The following is a 19,749-nucleotide window of genomic DNA, read 5'->3' on the forward strand; positions in this document are numbered from 1 at the left end:
GTGACTGAACCACAAGCGAACCTAGAAGCTGTCTGGCGCGCGATCGTCGATGATCTGCTCGCGCAATCCGAGCAGCCCAACTCTGAGGTCCCGAGCTTTTCGCATACGCAACGCCTCTACCTGCAGTTGGTTCGCCCGATCATGATGGTGGAAGGCTACACGCTGGTCGCAGCGGAAAATGTCAACGCCAAAGAAGTTGTAGAAAATGAGCTCGGCGGATACATCTCCAAGGCCCTTACCCGCCACCTTGGCCGCCCGTGTTCCTTCGCCGTCACCTTGGCTACCCCGCAGGAGCCGCAACCCCCGGCTAACCCGTCGAATTCGCAACCGGCACCGGGAGGGGCATCGCCAAGCGGGCAGGCTCCTTCTTCCCAGCCCGACCCGCAGGCACAGCACATGCCGCCGGCACAGACTGATACTTCTTCCGCGCAAAATTACGTCTCCCGCCCCCAACAAACGGATGCGGCGGCAGCCCGCGGAAACAACAACCCCACCGCAGGTCAGGCCCCGCCTAATTGGCGCTCCAGCCATGCCCCGGCAAGCCTGGATGAATTGGCGGAGCACTACACCAGCCAGCAGGACTATAACCGCCAGCAACCAGAGTTCGGCGGATCTGCGAATGCCGCGCGCATTCCGCGAGAGGCCCCAGCGCACGATCCCAACCGGGAGACCTCGCTAAACCCGAAGCACACTTTTGAAAGCTTCGTCATCGGCTCTTCGAATCGTTTTGCCAATGGCGCGGCGGTGGCGGTGGCGGAAAATCCCGCCCGCGCCTACAACCCGCTCTTTATCTGGGGTGGTTCTGGTCTAGGAAAAACGCACCTTTTGCATGCCGCGGGCAACTACGCACAGGTGCTGCACCCAGGGCTGCGCGTGAAATACGTGTCCTCGGAAGAATTTACGAATGACTATATTAATTCCTTGCGCGATGACCGCCAGGAATCCTTCAAGCGGCGCTACCGCAACCTCGATATCTTGATGGTGGATGACATCCAGTTCTTAGAGGGCAAGGAATCCACGCAGGAGGAGTTCTTCCACACCTTCAATGCGCTACACCAGGCCAATAAACAAATCATTTTGTCCTCGGACCGCCCGCCAAAACAGCTCACCACGCTGGAGGATCGCCTGCGCACCCGCTTTGAGGGCGGGTTGATTACGGATATTCAACCGCCCGATCTGGAAACCCGCATTGCCATTTTGATGAAGAAGGCCGCCGCCGATGGCACTGAGGTGGATCGCTCCGTCCTGGAGCTCATCGCTTCGCGCTTCGAGTCTTCCATTCGCGAGCTTGAGGGCGCGCTCATTCGCGTATCCGCCTACTCGTCCCTGGTCAATGAGCCGATCAACGTGGAAATGGCAGAAATTGCGTTGCGCGATCTCGCGCCGGATTCTGCTGACCGGCAAATTACCGCAGCCTCCATCATGGAGGTCACCGCAGAATACTTCGATATTGATGTTGAAACCTTGCGCGGTGCCGGCAAGAAGCGCGCGGTGGCCCACGCCCGCCAGCTGGCCATGTACCTCTGCCGCGAATTGACCGAGCTATCGCTGCCCAAGATTGGCGAGCAATTCGGCGGCAAGGACCACACCACAGTGATCTACGCCGATCGCAAGATCCGCAAAGAGATGACGGAAAAGCGCAATACCTACGACGAGATTCAGTCCCTGACCCAACGCATCAAGAATCGCGGTCGCGGCTAGCGCAAACAAAACCACCCGGTGGCGTCTTCCTTAAATAACAGGAAGGCGCCATTTTTGTAAGCAGGCGGTGCGCTTGCCGATGCCCCCACCTTCCACCACCTCCTACCAGCGCCTATGTCCAGGTGAAGACCGCATAAACAGCTATCCACAGAGTTATCCACACCTGTGTAATTTCACGGATGTAATTTGTAGATTTTGCTCACAGTTTTAAATTCCACAGGCCCTATCCAGCACAGACGCGCCTGTGATCAGCACTGTGTGCAGATCCGTGGATAACTACTACAGGCTGTGGATAAAACGATGACCCGCTTATTTATCCACACTCCGGGCCAATTGATCACAGCAAGATCACAAGAATTGGCACACCCCGGATCGCCGCGCTGAACTAGTCATTTACCCCGTTGATCACAGATCCCACAGCGCTTATTACTACTACTAAATTATTTCTCTGATCTTGTAAGTAGAAAGGGGATGTGTGGAATTGTGCTCCGCCCCGAGCGCGCGGCGCTGGCTCGGACCGGCGGAGGGAAAATTACAAGGTTCACCGGATGCGGTAAGTTGGAAGCCAGCTTTTGAAAGTTACACATTCCTACCCCGCCTAAGAGGAGCTCTTCGCACCATGGATGAAGCCGTGTCATTTCGCGTTGCCAAAGATGACCTTGCCAACGCCGTAGCGTGGGTTGCCCGCAGCCTGCCTTCCAAGGTCACCCAGCCAGTGCTGCGCGCAATGCTCATCACCGCTGATGACAACGGCTTAGAGTTCACCGGCTTTGATTACGAGGTTTCTACCAAGGTGCGCATCGCCGGCATGGTGGATGAGCCCGGACAGATCGCCGTCGCCGGTAAATTGCTCTCAGATATCGTGGCTACCTTGCCCAATAAGGAAGTTGAGATCTCCCAGGTAGATTCCAAGGCTTTGGTTGCCTGTGGTTCCTCCCGCTTCGAGCTACCACTCATCCCGCTCGATGATTACCCGCAATTGCCGGTCCTGCCTGAGGTCACCGGCACGATCCAACCGCAGCTCTTCGCAGAGGCCATCCAGCAGGTGGCATCCGCCGCCGGCAAGGATGACACCCTGCCCATGCTCACTGGCGTACACATGGATATCCACGGCAAAGATATTGAGATGACGGCTACGGACCGCTTCCGCTTGGCCATGCGCACCCTAGAGTGGGAACCGGCTGCTGAGGACGTTGAGGCTAAGCTCCTGGTCCCGGCAAAGACCTTGCAAGATACCGGCCGCAGCCTGGATCCACACTTGAATATTCCCATCGAGATCGCGGTGGGCTCCGGCGATAATATCGGCGCCGATGGCCTCTTTGGCCTGCACGCGGATAACCGCGAAACCACCACGCGCATGCTGGATGCGGACTTCCCAAACGTCCAGCCTTTGCTTCCCAAGTCGCACACGAATATTGCCTCGGTTGAGGTGGCGCCGCTGCAAGAAGCCATTCGCCGCGTTTCCTTGTTGACGGATCGCAATGCGCAGATCCGCATGGAATTTGCCGATGGCCAGGTCACCCTGTCCGCCGGCGCCGATGCCGGTAATGCCACCGAGACCCTTCCGTGCGCATTCCACGGCCGCGATGAATTCTTGATCGCCTTCAACCCGGGCTATCTGAAGGACGGCCTAGCGGTCATCAACACCGACCGCGTGGTCTTCGGATTCACGGAGCCTTCCCGCCCCGCCATCATGATCCCGGAGCCAGAAGAGCTGCCGGAAGCCGATGAGGATGGCAATTTCCCCACGCCGCAGACCAACTTCACCTACCTCTTAATGCCGGTTCGCCTGCCAGGTTAATGTTTATACGGGATCTCGATGTTCGGGATTTTCGCTCATGGCCCGAACTAAAGCTTGAGCTGGGCCCGGGGATCACTCTGTTTGTGGGCCGCAATGGCTTTGGCAAGACCAATATCGTGGAAGCCGTGGGCTATACCGCCCACCTGTCTTCCCACCGCGTCTCCCATGATTCGCCGCTGGTGCGCCAGGGCGCGCAGAGCGCGCGGGTGTCCCTTACTGCCGTGAACCAGGGGCGCGAATTAACCACCCACCTGCTGATAAAACCCCATGCCGCAAACCAGGCGCAGATTAACCGCACGAGGCTGCGCAGCCCGCGCGAGTTGCTCGGCGTGGTGAAAACGGTGCTGTTTTCCCCTGAGGATTTGGCCTTGGTGCGCGGTGAGCCCGCGGGGCGCCGCGCGTATCTCGATAGCATCATCGCCTCGCGCACCCCGCGCCTAGCTGGGGTTAAGGCGGATTATGACAAGGTATTAAAGCAGCGCAATGCGTTGTTGAAGTCGGCATCGGTAAGCTTGCGGCGCGGCTATGGCGATAGCGATGGCGCCTCGGCGCTATCGACGCTGGATACGTGGGATGCCCAGCTCGCGCGCTTAGGCGCACAGGTCATTGCGGCGCGCTTGGCGCTTGTCGATGCCCTCTTGGACCACATTCCCGCCGCCTATGCCGGCCTCGCACCGGAGTCGCGGCCTGCGCACGTGGAGTATAAATCCACCATTGATACCTCTGACCGCGAGGTGCTGGAGGCGGTCATGCTGACCGAGCTGGCTAATGCGCGGCAGCGCGAGATCGAGCGCGGAATCTCTTTGGTGGGCCCGCACCGCGATGACCTCGTGCTCCACCTGGGGGATCAGCCAGCCAAGGGTTTTGCCAGCCACGGCGAAACCTGGTCTTATGCCATCGCCCTGCGCTTGGCTGAGTTTGAGCTACTGCGCGAGGAGGGGGGATCCGATCCGGTCCTCATCTTGGATGATGTCTTTGCCGAGCTCGATGCCAAGCGCCGCACCCAGCTGGTTCACCTGGCCGCCACGGCAGAACAGGTGCTAATTACCGCCGCGGTGGATGAGGACTTACCGGATAACCTGGAGCCCATCGTGCGTTACCGGGTAGGAGTGGAAGATACGGACCAGGGGCGCATTTCCACCCTGCACACGGAAGAAACCGCGGGAGAGGATAGCGAGGAAGAGGCATGAGTGAGGAAGAAGGGGAAACCGGCACGCAGCGCACGGATCCCGTCACCCAATACTTCCGCTTGGTGCGCTCTACCTCGAAGAACCCGCCGAAGCTTACGCGCCCGGTGCCGAAGATGCCGGTGCCCTCCTTGGAGGATGCCCAACAGCAGAACTATCGCGGCTACCAGGTAGGCAGGCCTACCGGCGCCGATGGCAGGAGGCCGCGGCGAAAGATCGACGTGCCGAGCCTGGGCGCACAGATTAAAAAGGAGATTTCCCACCGCGGCTGGGAGCATGAATTAGCGCACGGCTGGGTGATGGGAAATTGGGAAAACCTGGTGGGCGAGCGCATCGCCGCCCATACGCAGCCGCAAAAAATCAAGGACAAGATCGTCTACATTTCCTGCGATAACTCCACCTGGGCCACGGAATTGCGCTACCTGCAGCGGGAAATCCTGCGCAAAATTGCGGACCGGCTCGGCCCCGATGTCATCGCTGAACTGCGGATCCATGGCCCGCGGCAGCAGCGCAATTACGAGGGGCGGCAGTGGGTGAAACCGCAGGGATCGCAAGATACCTACGGCTGATAAGTGGCTGATAGGCGCAGGTTAGCTCTGCCCTTTAAAAGATAAATAACCACAGAGCGCGCCACATAGCTACCTCTGGCCGGTGTGGGGTGTCATTCAGTAGGGGGTATGCGTGTAGAATAGTGAAAGTCTTAGAATTAGCTATAGCCAAAAGGAGAGCACGAATCCGTGGCTGAAGAACACGCATATGATGCTGGATCAATTACGATCCTGGAAGGTCTAGAGGCCGTCCGCAAGCGCCCCGGTATGTACATCGGTTCTACCGGATCGCGCGGTTTGCACCACCTTATCTGGGAGATCGTCGATAACTCCGTCGATGAGGCCATGGCAGGCTTCGCGGACAAGGTCACCGTCAAGCTTTTGGAAGACGGCGGCGTCGAGGTCATCGATAATGGCCGCGGTATCCCGGTGGAGATGCACGCCTCCGGTGCGCCGACCGTCCAGGTGGTCATGACGCAGCTGCACGCCGGCGGTAAATTCGACTCCGATTCCTATGCCGTTTCCGGCGGTTTGCACGGCGTCGGCATTTCCGTGGTCAACGCCCTGTCCACCCGCGTGGAGGCGGAGATCAAGCGTGAGGGCAAGCACTGGTACCAAAACTTCCAGAACGCCATCCCGGATGACCTTGTAGAAGGCGGCAACGCCCGCGGTACCGGTACCAAGATTCGCTTCTGGGCGGACCCGGAGATCTTTGAAACCACCGAGTTCGACTACGACACCATTGCGCGCCGCCTGCAGGAGATGGCCTTCCTGAACAAGGGCCTGACCATCGAGCTTATTGATGAACGCGTGACCGAAGAGCAGATCGAGCTCGAGGAAATCGCGGATGCGGAATCCGGTGAGGCGAGCGCGGATGAGACCTCCTTTGATGATGTCCCCGATGCCGGCGATACCTTCAACGAGGAATCCGACTCCAAGAACGTCACCAAGGCCGATAAGAAGCGCCGCAAGAAGATCACCTTCCACTACCCGGAGGGCCTGACGGACTACGTAAAATTCCTCAATAAGTCCAAGAGCGCAATTCACCCCACCATCGTGTCCTTCGAGGCAAAGGCCGAGGACCACGAGGTCGAGGTGGCCTTGCAGTGGAACCAGGGCTACAAGCAGTCCGTGCACACCTTTGCCAATACCATCAATACCCACGAGGGCGGCACGCACGAAGAGGGCTTCCGCGCAGCTTTGACCTCCTTGATGAACCGCTATGCCAAGGAGCACAAGCTCATTAAGGACAAGGACGGCAACCTTTCCGGCGATGACTGCCGCGAAGGCTTGGCCGCCGTCATTTCGGTCAAGGTGGGCGACCCGCAGTTCGAGGGCCAGACAAAGACCAAGCTGGGCAACTCCGAGATCAAGGGCTTTGTGCAGCGCTCGGTCAACGAGTACGTCAACGACTGGTTTGATGCCAACCCGGCAGAGGCAAAGGCCATTATCAATAAGGCCGTCTCCTCGGCGCATGCCCGCATGGCAGCGCGCAAGGCGCGCGAGATGGTGCGCCGCAAGTCCGCTACCGATCTGGGCGGATTGCCCGGCAAGCTCGCGGATTGCCGCTCTAAGGATCCGCGGAGTTCGGAGCTTTATATCGTGGAGGGTGACTCTGCGGGCGGTTCCGCGAAGGCCGGCCGTGACTCCATGTTCCAGGCCATCTTGCCCCTGCGCGGCAAGATCCTGAACGTGGAAAAGGCCCGCATGGATAAGGTCCTAAAGAACGCCGAGGTCCAGGCCATCATCACCGCGTTGGGTACCGGTATCCACGAGGAATTCGATATCAAGAAGCTGCGGTACGACAAGATCGTGCTGATGGCGGATGCCGATGTGGACGGCCAGCACATCGCCACGCTGCTGTTGACCCTGCTCTTCCGCTTTATGCCGCAGCTGGTTGAGGATGGCCACGTGTACCTAGCTAACCCGCCGCTCTACAAGCTGAAGTGGTCCAAGGGTACGCCTGGTTACGCCTTCTCTGATGACGAGCGCGATAAGCTGCTGGCGGAAGGCCTGGAGCAAAACCGCAAGATCAACAAGGATGACGGCATCCAGCGCTACAAGGGCTTGGGCGAGATGAACGCCTCCGAGCTCTGGGAGACCACCCTGGATCCCTCCACGCGCCTGTTGCGCCGCGTGGACCTGGAAGACGCACAGCGCGCCGATGAGTTGTTCTCCATCCTCATGGGTGATGACGTGGCCGCCCGCCGCTCCTTCATTACCCGCCGCGCGAAGGATGTCCGCTTCCTGGATATCTAAATCGCTGGCCTAGCCCTGTGTGTGCAGTGGCTAGAGCAATAGAGCCCACCGTGAATAATTCCACGGTGGGCTCTAGCTATGGGGTGAGGAAATTTAGCTGCGGGAAGAGTGCTGATCAGCAAACCCAAAGCTCAAGGACACCAGGCAAACGGCGATGATGACGCCGAAGCCGGTCATGATGGATACGGGCCAATCTCCGGAGGTGCTTTGGAGCATGGCAAAGACGATGGCGGTAATGACGGCCAGGCCAATGGCGGTGCCGATGCGCTGGCCGGTTTGCAGGACCGCGCCGGAGGAACCGGCGTAGTTGTCTGGTACCTGCGCCAAGGTCAGGGTTTGGTTAGGCGAGACCACGGCACCCTGGCCAAGCCCGATAAATGCCAAGGAGAGGATGAGCCACCATTCGCTTATTCCCCAGTGCGTGGTGCCCCAGACGAGTGCCACCGTGGCGATGAGGCCAAAGATCGTGGTCAGCATGCCGATGATGACCACCATGCGCCCGTAGCGCGAAATCTTGCGGCCCGCGATGGTAGCGGTAATGGAGTTGAGAAGCGCGGATGGAATGCCCACCGAGCCGGCCGCCAGGGCGGAGTAGCCCAGGCCATTTTGGAAGTACAACGCAACGAGCACCCAGATGCTGGTAATGCCCATAAACCACAACGTGGCGATGATGGTGCCATTGCGGAAGCTCGAGGTGGCAAAGATATTGAGATCCACCATCGGCGGGTGGCCGGTGGCCTTGTGGTGGCGCTCCCACAGCACCCACACGCCAATAAGCACGGCACCCGCCAGAAGCAGCCACCACACGGCAGGGGAACCAGTGGAGTCCATGAAGGGAAAGAGGATGCACCAGACCGCGGCACCAAGGATGAGCGCGCCGATGGGATCCAGGGTGGCCAGCGCCTTGAAGATGCCCAGCTTATTGCCCGCGGCATCGCGGACGCGTGAAAACAGCGGGCGTGGGAACCACATGAGGCCCAAGATGATGGCCAGCAGGCCGATCGGGGCATTGACCAGCATGGTCAGCCGCCACCCGTGGTCAGGGCCGCCGATCTTGATGAGGAAGCCACCCAGTACCGGGCCGATAGCCACCGCGATTCCCACGGTGGCGCCAAAGTATCCAAAGGCGCGGCCGCGCTCTTCCCCGCGGAAGTATTGCTGAATCATTCCCACGCCTTGGGGGTTCAGCAACCCGGCACCAACACCCTGCACAAAGCGCGCGATATTCAGAGAATGCGCATTCGGCGCGAAACCCGCCACGGCGGCGCTGATGGTGTAGACGGCGATGCCGAGGAGGAAGATGCCCCCGCGCCCCACGAGATCGCCGGCGCGCCCGGCGGCGACGAGGACCACGCCGAAGGTAAGCGCATAACCAGATAGGACCCATTGCACATCCGAATCCGTGGCACCAAGCCCAGACTGGATCGACGGCAGCGCCACGTTCACGATGGACACGCTAATTAGTGACATGAACACCGTGACCAGCACAATAATAAGAACCCGCCAGCGGGCGGGGTCTTGGCCGGCGGGGTAGTCGGTACGGTTTGCTTCTGATGCCGACGATTTATGATGCGGGGAATAAGTCACTTCCACACTTATACTCCGCAGCCCAGATAACCTTCAACCGCAGGAAAACCGGTGGAAATTATTTATTTACATGTGCTTTTGCACGACGCGGCCGAATGCAGGAACTTCCGGGCTTAAGATCTTGGTGGCCTTGCCGCGCAGGGAATTATAGGGCTTGCGCAGTGCGGCGGAGTTTACCTTTTCCACGTGCTTATCTGCGATATTCATAATCTCATCGCTGACCTCTTCCTGGTGCGGTTCAAGGAAGGCGCCGAAATCCTCCTTCCCGCTTTCCACAAAGTCCTGCCACCGTTGATCCAGGGCATCGAGGACATCCGGCAGGATCCGCTCCAGCGCCTTGGGGACGACATTGGCATCGGCCTTTTTGGCGGCGGCCAATCCGCCTTTAATGGCCATGCCGGAAATGCCGGATTGGGAGGCGGCGACTTTTTCAACGAGATCCCCGCACTCGGCGATGAACTCGGTGCGGGTGGATCCATGCATCAAGGTCGAAAGGTGAGACATGGTGCCATACTTTACGCGAATTTAGTGGCCATATAGACGCGGGCGCAGTACTGCGCGAAGGTCTGGTTTCCAGCATTTAACGCTGGCACCTTTTCTAAAACCTCCGCCATGGCTTGAGCTGCCTGCTGCTCATCGCCGTGAATGGCTATGCCCTCCAAGCGCGCGGTGCTGGCAGCCGCGGCGGCCACCAAGGCGGAGTAATTGATGATGCGGAGCTTAAAGCGGGCACAAAACTCTTGGGCCACTAGGTACAGCTGTTCGGGGCTCATGACTGGGTCTTCCGCGCCCTGCGGATTTCTGCTTCTAGGTCCGCGCGGCCGGGGAGGAGATCGCGGGCGGTGGCTTGCACGTGGGCATCGGCAAGCGTGCGCGAGGCCGCCGCCACGATGGCACGCACCACCGCCTCGTGCTTGGAGGTCCCTTGCGCGGAGGCCAAGAGGGTAAGGGCGTGATCTTGTTCTGCGGTGAGCCGCAATGTCATTGCCATGCCTCAGTGATACCACAGTGATACCACCGGTGCGGCAAATAAGGCCGATAAAGCCCGGAGAAGGTAGAATTTGGCCTTATGAGTGACAATAACGACGATCTTTTTGATCGGATTTTTCCCATTGACATTAATGAGGAGATGGAGTCGAGCTATATCGACTACGCCATGTCCGTCATTGTGGGCCGCGCGCTGCCTGAGGTGCGCGATGGCCTAAAGCCGGTGCACCGCCGCATTCTCTACGCTATGTTCGATTCGGGTTACCGCCCCGAGCGCGGCTACGTGAAGTCCGCCCGCCCGGTCTCTGACACCATGGGTCAATTCCACCCGCACGGTGACTCGGCCATCTATGACACCTTGGTGCGCTTGGCGCAGTCCTGGAATATGCGCTACCCGCTTGTCGATGGCCAGGGTAACTTCGGTTCCCGCGGTAACGACGGCCCCGCCGCAATGCGTTATACCGAGTGCAAGCTCACCCCGTTGGCCATGGAAATGGTCCGCGATATCCGCGAAAATACCGTGGACTTCTCGCCCAACTACGATGGCAAGACCAGCGAGCCGGACGTCCTGCCGTCCCGCGTGCCTAACCTTTTGATGAATGGTTCCGGCGGAATTGCCGTGGGCATGGCCACCAATATCCCGCCGCATAACCTCAATGAGTTGGCTTCGGCCATCTATTGGTTGCTGGAGAACCCAGACGCGGACGAGGATGCCGCGCTCGCGGCCTGCATGGAACGCGTGAAGGGCCCGGATTTCCCCACCGCCGGCCTCATCGTGGGCGATCAGGGCATCAAGGATGCATATACCACCGGCCGCGGCTCCATCCGCATGCGCGGTGTCACCTCCATCGAGGAATCCGGTTCCCGGCAGACCATCGTGATCACGGAGCTGCCGTTCCAGGTCAACCCCGATAACCTCATCTCCAATATCGCGGAGTCCGTAGCCAACGGCAAGATCGCCGGCATTTCCAAGATCGAAGATGAGTCCTCTGACCGCGTGGGCATGCGCATTGTTGTGACCCTGAAGCGCGATGCCGTCGCCCGCGTGGTGCTCAATAACCTGTACAAGCACTCCCAGCTGCAGACCTCCTTCGGTGCGAATATGCTTTCCATCGTCGATGGCGTACCGCGCACCCTGCGCCTGGATCAGATGCTGAGCAATTATGTTGCGCACCAGATTGAGGTCATCGTTCGCCGTACCCAGTACCGCCTGGATGAGGCCGAAAAGCGCGCGCACATCTTGCGCGGCTTGGTCAAGGCGCTGGATATGTTGGATGAGGTCATCGCCCTGATCCGCCGTTCGCCCACCGTTGATGAGGCGCGCGAGGGCTTGAAGGAGCTTCTCGATGTCGATGATATCCAGGCCGATGCCATCCTGGCGATGCAGCTGCGCCGCCTGGCCGCCCTGGAGCGCCAAAAGATCGTCGATGAACTGGCAGAAATCGAAGAGGAGATCGCAGACCTCAAGCACATCCTCGCCCACGAGGAACGCCAGCGCCAGATCGTCCACGATGAGCTGGAGGCGATCGTCGAAAAGTACGGCGACGAGCGCCGCACCGAGATCCTGCCTGCCTCCGGCGAGGTCACCGATGAAGACCTCATTGCCCGCGAAAACGTCGTGGTCACCATCACCGCTACCGGTTATGCCAAGCGCACCAAGGTCGATACCTATAAGTCACAAAAGCGTGGCGGCAAGGGCGTGCGCGGTGCGGAGCTCAAGCAAGATGACATTGTGAAGAACTTCTTCGTCTGCTCCACGCACGACTGGATCCTGTTCTTTACCAACTTTGGCCGCGTCTACCGTCTGAAGGCCTACGAGCTACCAGAGAGCGGCCGCGCCGCCCGCGGTCAGCACGTGGCCAACCTGCTGGAATTCCAGCCGGAGGAAAAGATCGCCCAGGTCATTCAGATCCAGTCCTACGAGGATGCGCCATACTTGGTCCTGGCCACCCAGCAGGGCCGCGTGAAGAAGTCGCGCCTGACCGATTACGAGTCCGCTCGTTCCGCAGGGCTTATCGCCATCAACCTCAACGAGGGCGATGCGCTCATCGGTGCCCAGCTCGTTTCTGAGGGCGATGACATCCTGCTGACCTCTGAGCAGGGCCAAGCCATCCGCTTTACTGCCGATGACGACCAGCTGCGCCCCATGGGCCGCGCTACCGCCGGCGTGAAGGGGATGCGCTTCCGCGGCGATGACCAGCTGCTGGCGATGTCCGTCGTCCACGACGGCGAGTTCCTACTCGTTGCTACCTCGGGTGGCTACGGCAAGCGCACCGCCATTGAGGAATACACCCCGCAGGGCCGCGGTGGCTTGGGTGTCATGACTTTCAAGTACACCCCGAAGCGCGGCAAGCTCATTGGTGCCATTTCCATTGACAAGGACGATGAAATCTTTGCCATTACCTCTGCCGGAGGGGTTATTCGCACCGAAGTAAACCAGATTCGTCCGTCCTCGCGCGCCACGATGGGCGTACGCTTGGTTGACCTTGCCGATGACGTCGAATTGCTTGCCATCGACCGCAATGTTGAAGAAGATGGTGAGGAAGACGCGCAGGCTGTGGCCAAGGGCGAAAAGACCGTCGATGAGGTCCAGCAAGAGCACCACAAGGTAAGCGATGCCTCCAAGGATGAGGAGTAGGGCATGGAACGACGAGACGTAACCATCCACCACATCTCGCCCACCTCGGCGTTTCGCGTTGGTCTGGCCCTGTCACTCGTCGGACTCATCGCGTGGTTGCTGGCCGTGTGCCTGTTGTACATCGGTTTGCACCAGGTGGGCATATGGGAGTCAGTCAATAGCCTTGTTGGTGGCGTCGGCGGCGGCTTTGAGGTCACCTTTGGCGTGGTGATCGCAGCCAGCGCGCTGATTGGCGTTATTTTCGCCGTCCTGTTCACCTTGCTCGCACCGCTGATGGCCGTCATCTATAACGCCATCGTGGATGTCTTCGGCGGACTCAAAGTTAGCTTGGATGATATCTAGGACACTGTGAGTGGGAGACAATGCCGGCAGCACACGTTGCCGGCATTTTCTGGTTTTAAGCGCGAAGTAGCGTACTCATTAGGCCCACGAAGCGTGCCTCTGAAAACCTCTTTGAGCTGCCGATTTGTGTTCTTTCCGGGGTAGTATGTAAAGTTACATCTCGTTCCGCTAAAGGGCCTATAGCTCAGTCGGTTAGAGCGCATCGCTGATAACGATGAGGTCGCTGGTTCGATTCCAGCTAGGCCCACCACGGAACAATGGGGCATTAGCTCAATTGGTAGAGCATCTGCTTTGCAAGCAGAAGGTCAGGAGTTCGATTCTCCTATGCTCCACAGTATTAGTCCGGCGCTTCCTTAAGGGAGCCGGACTTTTTCGTGTGTCCAAGTCGGTGCCATTAGGCGGGGAGGCCTTTTCGGCAGCTCCACTTCACCTCTCATGCGAAAAGGGCTCCTTTCGTCCTGTAAATATACCTCCCCGGGGTATATGGTGGGGAGAGTAACCATCACTGTGTTCCACCGACGCTAGGACTCCTCTCGGTGCAGGGAGGAGAAGAAAGGAATTTTATGAGTACTTCCCACCAACACGGTGAGCATTCCGGTGCTCACCAGGCCGCGGAAGCGGATCATACGCAACACACAGATCATGGCGGCCACGAAGGGCACTCTCACGGTGACCACCACGGTCACGAGCACGGGCATGGCCACGGTCACGGCGATCACGCGGCGATGTTCCGCAGCCGCTTCTGGTGGTCGCTGCTGCTATCGGTACCGGTCGTCATCTTCAGCCCTATGGTCGCAGACTTGCTCGGCTACGGCGTACCCGAATTCAATGGTTCATCCTGGATTCCCCCGGTGCTTGGCACCATCATCTTCATTTATGGAGGCACGCCATTCCTGCAAGGCGGCTGGTCGGAACTGAAATCCCGCCAGCCCGGGATGATGCTGCTTATCGCCATGGCTATTACCGTGGCGTTCGTCGCCTCATGGGTCACCACCTTGGGGATTGGAGGATTCGACCTAGATTTCTGGTGGGAGCTGGCCCTCCTGGTCGTCATTATGCTGCTGGGCCACTGGTTGGAGATGCGCGCACTCGGCGCGGCCTCCTCCGCTTTGGACGCCTTAGCAGAACTTTTGCCTGACGAAGCCGAGAAGATCATCGATGGGCAGGCCCACACCGTGCCAGTCTCTGAGCTGGCGGTGGATGACATAGTACTGGTCCGCGCTGGAGCGCGGGCGCCTGCCGATGGCACCATTGTTAAAGGCTCAGCCGAATTCGATGAATCCATGATCACCGGTGAATCCCGCCCAGTCTACCGCGATAAAGGTGAGCGCGTGGTCGCCGGTACGGTGGCCACCGACAACACCGTCCGCGTCCAGGTAGAAGCCATCGGAGGAGATACGGCCCTGGGCGGTATCCAAAGCATGGTCGCCGAGGCGCAGGAATCCTCCTCCCGCGCCCAAGCTCTTGCCGATCGCGCCGCAGCGTTGCTCTTCTGGTTTGCGCTAATCGCAGCCCTCATTACTGCGGTGGTCTGGGCCATTATCGGGAGCCCAAGCGACGCCGTGGTGCGCACCGTTACCGTGCTCGTCATCGCTTGCCCCCACGCCCTCGGTTTGGCTATCCCACTGGTCATTGCGATCTCTACCGAGCAGGCCGCACAGTCTGGGGTACTCATCAAGGAACGTATGGCGTTGGAGCGCATGCGCACCATCGACGCCGTCCTCTTCGATAAGACCGGTACCCTGACCGAAGGCGCTCATGCCGTTACCGGTGTCGCAACCGTTGAGGACATCAGCGAGGGGCAGCTGCTAGCAGTGGCCGCCGCGGCCGAGGCCGATAGTGAACACCCGTTGGCCCGCGCCATCGTCAAGGCAGCCGAAGACCACGCGGAAGCATCCCAGGAGCAGCTGCACAGCACCGATTTCAGTGCTGCCGCCGGCCGGGGAATCCAGGCCACCGTAGATGGGGCAGAGGTCCTCGTCGGTGGACCGAATATGCTGCGCGAGCTAGAGCTTGCCACCCCTGGGGTGTTCGATGCGCAGGTTGAAGAGTGGTCCCAGCGCGGCGCAGGTGTCCTGCACGTCGTGCGCGATGGTCAGATCATCGGCGCTCTCGCGGTTGAAGACAAGATTCGTCCCGAATCCCGCGCGGCCGTACAGGCCCTCCAAGAGCAGGGCGTTAAGGTTGCGATGATCACTGGCGATGCCACGCAGGTCGCCGAGGCCGTTGGCGAAGAATTGGGTATTGACGAGGTCTTTGCCGAAGTCCTGCCGCAGGACAAGGACTCCAAGGTCACCGAATTACAGGAGCGCGGCCTGGCAGTGGCTATGGTTGGCGATGGCGTCAACGACGCCCCAGCCTTGGCCCGCGCGGAAGTCGGCATCGCCATTGGCGCCGGTACCGATGTCGCCATGGAATCCGCCGAGGTGGTGCTCGCCAGCGATGACCCGCGGTCGGTGCTTTCAATGATCAGCTTGTCGCGCGCTAGCTACCGCAAGATGATCCAAAACCTTATTTGGGCATCTGGCTACAACATCATTGCCGTGCCCTTGGCGGCAGGCGTACTCGCACCCATCGGTGTCGTGCTCTCCCCGGCGACCGGTGCGGTATTGATGTCGCTATCGACCATCGTGGTGGCATTCAATGCGCAGTTGTTGCGCCGGATCGAATTGGACCCAGCTCGCTTGGCACCCACGAGCCAGTAGGCGGAAGAGACCATGCTCGGATCGCCTGTCCCCGTCGGTCACCAAATTCCGGATAACTGGCACTGGAATCCGGATACTTGGGATTATTTTAGAATTGAAGTCCAGTTGCTAAAATAATCCTCATGACCGAGCGGGACGACTTTTGGCTGGAAGAGGATGAACTAGCAGCATTCATGTCCCTGATGAGCGTGAATGTCCGGCTCACCAATATTCTGGACGCGCAGCTGCGCGATGATGCCAAGCTAAGCTTCTTTGAATATACGGTGCTCTCACGCCTATCAGAGGCCGAGAACCATGAAATGCGCATGCGGGATCTTGCGATTACCGCAAATGGCTCGCTGTCCCGCCTGAGCCAGGTCGTCACCCGCCTGGAGCGCCAGGGCTGGGTCGTGCGGCGTCCTTGCCCCAATGATGGGCGGACGACGATGGCGCACCTTACCGATAGTGGCTGGGACAAGGTAGTAGAAACCGCCCCAGGCCACGCTAAGCAGGCCCGCCGATCCGTTATCGATAACCTGACCCGCGCGCAGATCCATCAGATGACCCAAATTAATGAGCGCATCATCAAAGCCATCGAAGCCGACGAACGTTACGGCGGCCGCTATTAATTACTTCTTGGGATAGCCGCGGCGGCCGGAGACGGTCTTATCAAAGGGAATCCAAAACCGCAGGGCTGCATCCTGGTTTTTAGAGATGCCAATGCGCGGGCCGCGCACCCATTCCGGTGCAGAGTCGCGGCCGGAAAGCTGCACTGGCAGGTGATTATCTTCCAGCGTTGCTCCCAGAGCTTTTCCAAGGTTCCCAGGGCCGCGGGCTAGGTTATGAAAATCGCTGGTGCCGCGGCGCTCGAATGCAGTATCGATCCCGGATAGCACCTCACCGCCGCGCAGAAGGCACCCTTGACCCACGCCCTCGGGTGCGCACACGATATTGACATTGCGGTGGATGCCGTAGGAGGCGTACACGTACAACCGGCCCGGCGGGCCGAACATAGCGGCATTGCGCGGGGTTTTCCCACGAAAGGTATGGGCGGCGGCATCGTCTGTGCCCAAGTAGGCCTCGACCTCCGTAAGGCGAATGCTCACCCCAGCGTGCGTGATGACGCAGCCAAGGAGTTGCGGCGCTACGACATCAGCAGTGTGGGAAAAGTCAATCATTAACGGGAGTAGTAGCGCTTTCCGTCTACCGGGGTGCGCAGCAACTCATCGAGGCTGACCGGCTCCAAGCCCTTGGCGCGCAGGCCATCGATAATGCACTCGGCCGCATTGACGGTGGTCGGGTGAATATCGTGCATCAGGACGATGGAACCTGGGTTAGCATCCTGGACGGCGGCATTGCAGACGTGCTGCGAGTCGCGGATCTTCCAGTCCAAGGTATCCACGTTCCATAGGGCCTGCGACAAGCCCTTATCCCTGGCTACCTGGTCAACCGTCTCATTGGTGGCACCGTAGGGCGGGCGCAGCCACTTTGGATTCTGCCCGGTGGCATTGCGGATCGCTGCATTGCCGGCGTCTATTTCTTGGGCAATATCGCCGTAAGCTAGTTGGTTGAGCTGGCGATGGGTCTTGGTGTGATTGCCAATGGTGTGACCTTCTGCCTGCATGCGCTGGAGCGCCTCGGGGTATTGGTAGGCGTGATCCGCTAGCACCATGAAGCTGGCGTGAGCGTTTTTTGCCTTAAAGGTATCCAGGAGCTGGTTGGTATAAGGACTTGGGCCATCGTCAAAGGTAAGGGCCACGCAATTCGGGCAATCGACGCCATTGCCCTGTGGCTGCGGGGCTGGTTGCGGTGCGGCCCCAGCTTGGGGATCCGGTGCGGGTGCAGCCTCATTCTGCGGCTCGTCTTGTGGCGCTACCGAGGAAACAAGATCCTGTGCCTGCGCGCGGGTGCTGTCGATGCGACTTTGAATATCGGTCTGAATCTCAGAAACCGCGGATTGGATATTTGGTTCTGAGGACCCAGCTACTTTCCGGGTGCCTTCGAGGAATTGCGCATTGGCGCAGGCAGGAAGGGCAGCGGTGGCGAGCACGGTGAGCGCAGAGGTAAGAAGACGATGCATACTTTTCCTAGGAACGAGGACAGATGGGCACGACTAGCCAGCCTACTCCACTGCGAAGGGAATTATGGATTAAACGCGTGTGATAAATGTGATAGAAGTAAATCACTGTGCCGCGGTGTCTTCGGCATTTTTGGAATGAGCGGCTGCAGTAGTAGAGTACAAGCCACTGGGGCATTAGCTCAATTGGTAGAGCATCTGCTTTGCAAGCAGAAGGTCAGGAGTTCGATTCTCCTATGCTCCACAGGAAAAGTCCGGATTCTGGTCAAAGAATCCGGACTTTAGTCATGCATAGGGTTATAAAAAGCGTTTGACCATGATGTGATGCTCGGCGTAAACACCTACATGCTCGAAGCCCAAGCGTTCATAAAGCCGTAGCGCACGCGGATTATCGGGGTGGACGGCCAAGGAAATACCGGGCGCTTTGAGGGTGCGGGCGAGGGAAATGGCGGCATCGATAAGCGCGGTGGCAATGCCCTGGCCCGCAAAGCGGCTTTCTACCGCGATGGCAAATTCTGGGATGGCCGGTTCCACGAACCCGTAACCGTGATTGTCCTCGGTGCCCCAATTGAGCCACACCCCGCCGGCGGGCACGAGGTCCTCCCAAGCAATGAAACCTCCCTGGTTGGGCTCCCAATTTTCCACGTAAAAGGAAAAATCATCGGCAAAACCGGAAGAAAGCTCGCCTCGTTCATCACCGAAGGTATCGGTCAGGAAGTTGAGGCGAGCTATATAAGTGCGATCGGATTCTTGTGTCGCGCGAATTTCCATAATCCCCAGGATATATGAAGAATCCGCCGGGCTAGTTAAGCCAAGTGGTAGTTATGCACGTCCGCGCCGTTGAATTCGCGCATTTCACCGGATTCGTCAACGGAGCGGAAGGTAGCGCCGTTATCGATGGCAAAGCGGAGGTTATCCACGCGCGGGGAGGGATCATCGGTTACTGGGCCTGCGGGGAAATAGTACGTTGAACCGTCTTTGAGCTTGACGGTGAGAGACTCAAAGCTCATTGTTTATCTCCTTGTAGAAAGCCTTAATGGGTGAATTCAAGCAGGAGATTTTTGATTAGGCAAAGCAATGAGATCTAGGCAACGCCTACTGCACCCCCACCGCGGGGGTGCGAAAGGAACTACTGCTCGTCAGATTGCAGGCGGTGCTTGCCCTCGCTCTGGTGATCATCGGTGATGCGGGTGGTATCCGCTTCCTCCGCGGCGGCTTCTTCTTCCTCGCGGTGCTTGGCCAGCTGCTCATCGATGGAACCCAAGAGCTCCTCATCGCGCACGGCACCCTCTTCAGCGAGGTCCGAATCGTTTTCGGGCTTAGCTTCACTGGTGGAGGTGTAGACCAAGGTAGATTCTGGGGCGGTGTTTTGGGTGTTACCGCGGTAGTCATCTACGCGCGGTGGTGTCTGAGAAGGCTTGTCATTGGAGCGCAGCCAAGCGTAAATCGCACCGGTTGCCGCGGCGAGCAGGGCAACGATTCCGGCAACGGTCCAGAACTTGGAAGACTTCTTGTCCTTCTTGGTCTGCTTCTTTGCAGCCTTGGTGGCCTTCTTCTTGGCCTGCTTGCGGGCCTTCTTTGCCTTCTTGGTGGCTTCCTTTTTGGCCTCATCGAAACGCTCGACGGCGTCTTCGCGGTAGTTATTGAAGTCCTCTAGTGCGCGCTCGAGGCGGGAGTGTGCGGCCTGGGTAACGGCGCCTGCCTGCTTGCGGGCCTCATCGAAGGCGTTGTTGTCTTCCTTTTGCATCTGTTGGGCAGCCTCTTCGAGGGCGGTATAAGTTTCGCGGGACTTTTCTTGCCGGTAATCGCGCAATTGCTTCCACATATTGGAACCGGTCTTGAACGCCATTTTCACTACGGTGGGGTTCATTGGTGCAGGTGCTCCTTAGGTGAGATTTATTTGTCTTTTCCATCCAGCATAGTGGTCAGCCTGACACC

Annotated in this window: 18 protein-coding genes and 3 tRNA genes; 12 read left to right on the top strand and 9 right to left on the bottom strand. The window is 59.0% G+C overall.

Features of this window, described 5'->3' with window-relative positions; all coding sequences use genetic code 11:
- From dnaA to gyrB, 5 genes are all read left to right on the top strand, one after another.
- A complete protein-coding gene (gene dnaA, locus ACLI1T_RS00005; protein WP_349886869.1) occupies positions 1-1,701 on the top strand; it encodes a chromosomal replication initiator protein DnaA in 1,701 nt (566 codons plus the stop codon).
- A gap of 619 nt (positions 1,702-2,320) precedes the next feature.
- A complete protein-coding gene (dnaN, locus tag ACLI1T_RS00010) occupies positions 2,321-3,502 on the top strand; it encodes a DNA polymerase III subunit beta (RefSeq protein ID WP_239275422.1) in 1,182 nt (393 codons plus the stop codon).
- Positions 3,502-4,692 carry a DNA replication/repair protein RecF gene (gene recF / locus ACLI1T_RS00015; RefSeq protein WP_023024609.1) on the top strand — a complete coding sequence of 397 codons (1,191 nt, stop codon included), beginning with the start codon at positions 3,502-3,504 and terminating at the stop codon, positions 4,690-4,692. Before dnaN ends, recF begins: the two co-directional genes overlap by 1 nt.
- Positions 4,689-5,258, top strand: coding sequence for a DciA family protein (locus ACLI1T_RS00020; RefSeq protein ID WP_023024611.1), 570 nt, complete (start codon positions 4,689-4,691; stop codon positions 5,256-5,258). The genes recF and ACLI1T_RS00020 overlap by 4 nt, the downstream gene beginning before the upstream one ends.
- Before the next feature lie 168 nt (positions 5,259-5,426).
- A complete protein-coding gene (gene gyrB, locus ACLI1T_RS00025; protein WP_411702706.1) occupies positions 5,427-7,496 on the top strand; it encodes a DNA topoisomerase (ATP-hydrolyzing) subunit B in 2,070 nt (689 codons plus the stop codon).
- Between the two features lie 93 nt (positions 7,497-7,589).
- Here the strand turns inward: gyrB and ACLI1T_RS00030 are convergent, their stop codons facing one another.
- The 4 genes from ACLI1T_RS00030 to ACLI1T_RS00045 are packed head-to-tail and all read right to left on the bottom strand — an operon-like array spanning position 7,590 to position 10,074.
- Positions 7,590-9,089: an MFS transporter gene (locus ACLI1T_RS00030; protein WP_411702707.1), complete on the bottom strand. Its 1,500-nt coding sequence runs from the start codon at positions 9,087-9,089 to the stop codon at positions 7,590-7,592.
- Between the two features lie 60 nt (positions 9,090-9,149).
- Positions 9,150-9,587, bottom strand: coding sequence for a DUF6918 family protein (locus tag ACLI1T_RS00035; protein ID WP_411702708.1), 438 nt, complete (start codon positions 9,585-9,587; stop codon positions 9,150-9,152).
- Between the two features lie 11 nt (positions 9,588-9,598).
- Positions 9,599-9,856, bottom strand: coding sequence for a hypothetical protein (locus ACLI1T_RS00040; RefSeq protein WP_023024620.1), 258 nt, complete (start codon positions 9,854-9,856; stop codon positions 9,599-9,601).
- Complete coding sequence (locus tag ACLI1T_RS00045) at positions 9,853-10,074, bottom strand: hypothetical protein (RefSeq protein ID WP_005276020.1); 222 nt, start codon at positions 10,072-10,074, stop codon at positions 9,853-9,855. The genes ACLI1T_RS00040 and ACLI1T_RS00045 overlap by 4 nt, the downstream gene beginning before the upstream one ends.
- A 78-nt stretch (positions 10,075-10,152) precedes the next feature.
- On the opposite strand from ACLI1T_RS00045, the gene gyrA reads away from it, so the two are divergent.
- The 6 genes from gyrA (at position 10,153) to ACLI1T_RS00075 (ending at position 16,363) form a co-directional block, all read left to right on the top strand.
- On the top strand, positions 10,153-12,708 hold the full coding sequence (gene gyrA, locus ACLI1T_RS00050) for a DNA gyrase subunit A (RefSeq protein ID WP_005280481.1): 2,556 nt from the start codon (positions 10,153-10,155) through the stop codon (positions 12,706-12,708).
- Between the two features lie 3 nt (positions 12,709-12,711).
- Positions 12,712-13,050: a DUF3566 domain-containing protein gene (locus tag ACLI1T_RS00055; protein ID WP_005280482.1), complete on the top strand. Its 339-nt coding sequence runs from the start codon at positions 12,712-12,714 to the stop codon at positions 13,048-13,050.
- 173 nt (positions 13,051-13,223) lie between these two features.
- Positions 13,224-13,300: transfer RNA gene (locus ACLI1T_RS00060), tRNA-Ile, on the top strand.
- Positions 13,301-13,309: 9 nt separating this feature from the next.
- Positions 13,310-13,382 (top strand) — tRNA-Ala (locus ACLI1T_RS00065).
- Positions 13,383-13,613: 231 nt separating this feature from the next.
- Positions 13,614-15,755, top strand: a complete 2,142-nt coding sequence (locus tag ACLI1T_RS00070; RefSeq protein ID WP_411702709.1) for a heavy metal translocating P-type ATPase — start codon at positions 13,614-13,616, stop codon at positions 15,753-15,755.
- 122 nt (positions 15,756-15,877) lie between these two features.
- Positions 15,878-16,363: a MarR family winged helix-turn-helix transcriptional regulator gene (locus tag ACLI1T_RS00075; protein ID WP_005276035.1), complete on the top strand. Its 486-nt coding sequence runs from the start codon at positions 15,878-15,880 to the stop codon at positions 16,361-16,363.
- On the opposite strand, the gene ACLI1T_RS00080 is transcribed toward ACLI1T_RS00075, so the two are convergent.
- Both ACLI1T_RS00080 and ACLI1T_RS00085 read right to left on the bottom strand, forming a co-directional pair.
- Positions 16,364-16,912, bottom strand: coding sequence for a DNA-3-methyladenine glycosylase (locus ACLI1T_RS00080; RefSeq protein WP_411702710.1), 549 nt, complete (start codon positions 16,910-16,912; stop codon positions 16,364-16,366).
- Positions 16,912-17,814: a polysaccharide deacetylase family protein gene (locus tag ACLI1T_RS00085; RefSeq protein ID WP_411702711.1), complete on the bottom strand. Its 903-nt coding sequence runs from the start codon at positions 17,812-17,814 to the stop codon at positions 16,912-16,914. The genes ACLI1T_RS00080 and ACLI1T_RS00085 overlap by 1 nt, the downstream gene beginning before the upstream one ends.
- Before the next feature lie 168 nt (positions 17,815-17,982).
- Between ACLI1T_RS00085 and ACLI1T_RS00090 the strand changes: the two genes are divergently transcribed.
- Positions 17,983-18,055, top strand: a tRNA-Ala gene (locus ACLI1T_RS00090).
- Between the two features lie 53 nt (positions 18,056-18,108).
- Here the strand turns inward: ACLI1T_RS00090 and ACLI1T_RS00095 are convergent.
- From ACLI1T_RS00095 to ACLI1T_RS00105, 3 genes are all read right to left on the bottom strand, one after another.
- Complete coding sequence (locus tag ACLI1T_RS00095) at positions 18,109-18,582, bottom strand: GNAT family N-acetyltransferase (RefSeq protein WP_411702712.1); 474 nt, start codon at positions 18,580-18,582, stop codon at positions 18,109-18,111.
- Positions 18,583-18,617: 35 nt separating this feature from the next.
- The gene (locus tag ACLI1T_RS00100) at positions 18,618-18,821 is read right to left on the bottom strand and encodes a hypothetical protein (RefSeq protein WP_005276046.1); all 204 of its coding nucleotides are present in this window, start codon (positions 18,819-18,821) and stop codon (positions 18,618-18,620) included.
- A 119-nt stretch (positions 18,822-18,940) separates the two neighbouring features.
- Entirely contained in the window at positions 18,941-19,681 is a 741-nt protein-coding gene (locus ACLI1T_RS00105; RefSeq protein WP_411702713.1) for a hypothetical protein, read from the bottom strand.
- Between the last annotated feature and the right edge of the window lie 68 nt (positions 19,682-19,749).

The organism is Corynebacterium tuingiense (assembly GCF_046718165.1).
In the GTDB taxonomy this organism is placed as follows: Bacteria; Actinomycetota; Actinomycetes; order Mycobacteriales; family Mycobacteriaceae; genus Corynebacterium.